Here is a 2448-nt window from a genome sequence, read left to right as displayed (position 1 = left end):
ATTGCTCAGACTTCAACCAGATTGCCCGAACTTGCCAAGTTTCTCCTCGCTGTATATCGCTTGTCGTGTGGACGCGATCGTGTAAAGTTGTACCTTCAATTGTGTATTGATTATCGCTAAACTCCCCTGCACAAAACATCCGCCAACAGCGATGCGGACAATAGGCATATTGATTCAATGCCGCAATGGAAATATATTCAGTTTGATTCATAACTTAGGTAGTTTTTAAATGATTATTTAGAATTATGGAGAATACAGCCGCCTTGCCATACCCATCCCCATTGTTGTTTTTCTTCCGACACCAGTATATAAAGCAAAGTCAGCTAAGGCATTAATCTGTTTAATTTGTATTGGTTCAACTGCCCCTAAAATCTTATAGGTAACTTCGCCAAGGATGCCAATAAATTTGCTGCGAGAATCAGCTAATATTTCTGTATGAATATTGACAAATGAGGGAAATATCGACTCGATCGCAATCTGAGTAAATTCTATGCCACTGTACTTATTCCACCGCGAAAGTAGGGAATTGAAAACAGATTCTCTGGTAGGAAGGGTAGTATCATACTGTCCTTGACGGAAGGCGGTAGGCGTGGAAAAGGTAAGATTAATGGAAGAATTGCGTAGCTTGCCGCCGTAGGCATCGCTAGCTTCTTCGTATAATTGAGCGTAAGTACTGGCATTTGCCCAAGGTTGAATAGATTGGGGTGTGCCTTGAATGCTGGTAATATACAAGTCAGCCGGGCCAAGATGCCAAGGGCGATTGGGATTAAGATTTAGCCAGAGTTGGGTAAGTTTGCCAAATAGAGTGTCATCTAATAAAGAGATGCGCCACCAACAAGGTGTTCCGGCGGGAATGGGTTGTTGATGTGAGTATTGCAATTTAGATCCCCCCTTACCACCCTTCAAAAGGGGGGAATTAATTTGTAAGGGAGAGAGGGTGAAAGCTTTATCTGCGGTGGAATCGTGCAAGCGATCGCCTAATGTGCTATCTACAGAACTAACGAGGGTTAAAAATAGGGCGTGGAGATGTCTACCTGTAAGAAACTGTGGTGGAATGGGCGATTGAGGTAGCAAATTGAACACTAAACTATGAGGCATACTTTCTCTTTTTGGTTGTAGACTGAGTGATTCTTGACTCTACAGTAAACTCAGGGATTTCCTGAAGTTCAGCATCACTCAAACTATACTGTTCACAAACGAGACTTAGGCGATTTCCTGGGGTTTTGACAGCGTTAACCGAATGGGTTAAATCACCTTGAAAATGAACTAAAGTATTGAATTGGGGCTTAATTTGCCCAAGTTGGCGTTTGTGCGATCGCAATACCAGTTCTCCCCCTTCCATATCCGCAGGTACGCGCACATAGAGAACACTGACAACCGCAGGCGGTTCAATAGTTTTGGAGTAGGAACGCAAGGAGCGATCGATATGCGGATCGACGCGGGAGCCTTCCTTTAGCTGTAAAGGATTGAGGTAAAAAGCATTACAACTAGGTTGCAGAGCTAAATCGAGGTAAGGCTTGAAGTAGGGAAACTGCTGTTCTACTTTTGCTAATCCAGAACGTTGAAATACTACAGAAAATCCTTTCGTGGCGACAAAATCGCGGTTGAGGTTGTTGATAGCAAAGTAAGGACAAGCTTGGATTTCTCCCCATAAGTTGTTTAGGTAATCGCTGGGGAAGGCGTTAGTTTGTTGTTGATAGTGTTTCACAGTGGATGTGGAGAGCCTACAGAAGTAACAGGGTTAAAGATTGTAGCGTAATTTGTGACTAGGGAAAAGGTTAAAGACCATAGTAAAATCCTTTTTAACTGAAATAAAGAGCTAAAGCGATGAGAATTGATGATTACAATGCAGCAAAGGCACTTACTGAAAAACTGAAAGAGAACTTACCAATTAAAACACGGGCTGGAAAGGAGTTTTTAAAGACATTAAAGCAAAAAGGAGTAAACGCCGATCCAGACAGAGAATTTGAAATTGATTTCATTGGCTATTCAGGAGATGAAGGTGGGATTATGTGCGGACTAAAAGAGCCAAATAATCCCGAAAGCAAAGAAAAATATGTTTCTTCTATTACTCACCTCAAAATTGACCCTGATCATCCCCTAGCTGCTGAGGTACAGGCTTACCAACGCCAGCGAATTCGTAAGTTAATGTTGCAAGACTCCAGAGGTTTTAAAGCCGAGTTAATGACGATAGAACCTCGAAAAACTAAAAAGCATGGTAAAGGGTTTGGAAGTTAGTTAACTCCGAAAATGATATTCCATCCAAACTGGAATTTTTAAGCTTTGGATGCCATCAAATTGATAGTGTTGCCCTCGCATTTGGACATTCTGAATTAAGCTAACTGGAGGCATATTCACAACATCATAGCTAATCACTTGATTAGTGAACATCACATCTAAAGGATTTAATGGATGTGTGCAAGTGAATATACCTTCAGCAATTTTAGG

At 41.6% G+C, this 2448-nt stretch carries 5 protein-coding genes; 1 reads left to right on the top strand and 4 read right to left on the bottom strand.

The features are described from left to right. From VE944_RS09015 to VE944_RS09005, 3 genes are all read right to left on the bottom strand, one after another. On the bottom strand, window positions 1-211 hold a 211-nt coding region (locus VE944_RS09015; RefSeq protein ID WP_475483621.1), incomplete at its 3' end, for a PD-(D/E)XK nuclease family protein. Window positions 212-243: 32 nt separating this feature from the next. After that, the gene (gene cas6 / locus VE944_RS09010) at window positions 244-1098 is read right to left on the bottom strand and encodes a CRISPR-associated endoribonuclease Cas6 (RefSeq protein ID WP_324975415.1); all 855 of its coding nucleotides are present in this window, start codon (window positions 1096-1098) and stop codon (window positions 244-246) included. Then, window positions 1088-1708 (bottom strand): 2OG-Fe(II) oxygenase, encoded by a 621-nt coding sequence (locus tag VE944_RS09005; RefSeq protein ID WP_324975412.1) that lies wholly within the window; start codon window positions 1706-1708, stop codon window positions 1088-1090. Before VE944_RS09005 ends, cas6 begins: the two co-directional genes overlap by 11 nt. Before the next feature lie 119 nt (window positions 1709-1827). Between VE944_RS09005 and VE944_RS09000 the strand changes: the two genes are divergently transcribed. Continuing rightward, window positions 1828-2238 carry a hypothetical protein gene (locus VE944_RS09000; protein ID WP_324975409.1) on the top strand — a complete coding sequence of 137 codons (411 nt, stop codon included), beginning with the start codon at window positions 1828-1830 and terminating at the stop codon, window positions 2236-2238. Here the strand turns inward: VE944_RS09000 and cas5d are convergent. Further along, window positions 2239-2448 (bottom strand): type I-D CRISPR-associated protein Cas5/Csc1 (gene cas5d, locus VE944_RS08995; protein WP_324975408.1); only part of this gene is annotated, 210 nt, incomplete at its 5' end.

This window comes from Nostoc sp., assembly GCF_035638895.1.
Taxonomy (GTDB): Bacteria; Cyanobacteriota; Cyanobacteriia; order Cyanobacteriales; family Nostocaceae; genus Nostoc.
This window is presented reverse-complemented; position numbering and strand designations above follow the sequence as displayed.

Excerpts from the sequence above, each read along its gene's own strand:
- cas6 (WP_324975415.1), bottom strand. The coding sequence starts at position 1,098 with ATGCCTCATAGTTTAGTGTTCAATTTGCTACCTCAATCGCCCATTCCA.
- VE944_RS09000 (WP_324975409.1), top strand. The coding sequence starts at position 1,828 with ATGAGAATTGATGATTACAATGCAGCAAAGGCACTTACTGAAAAACTG.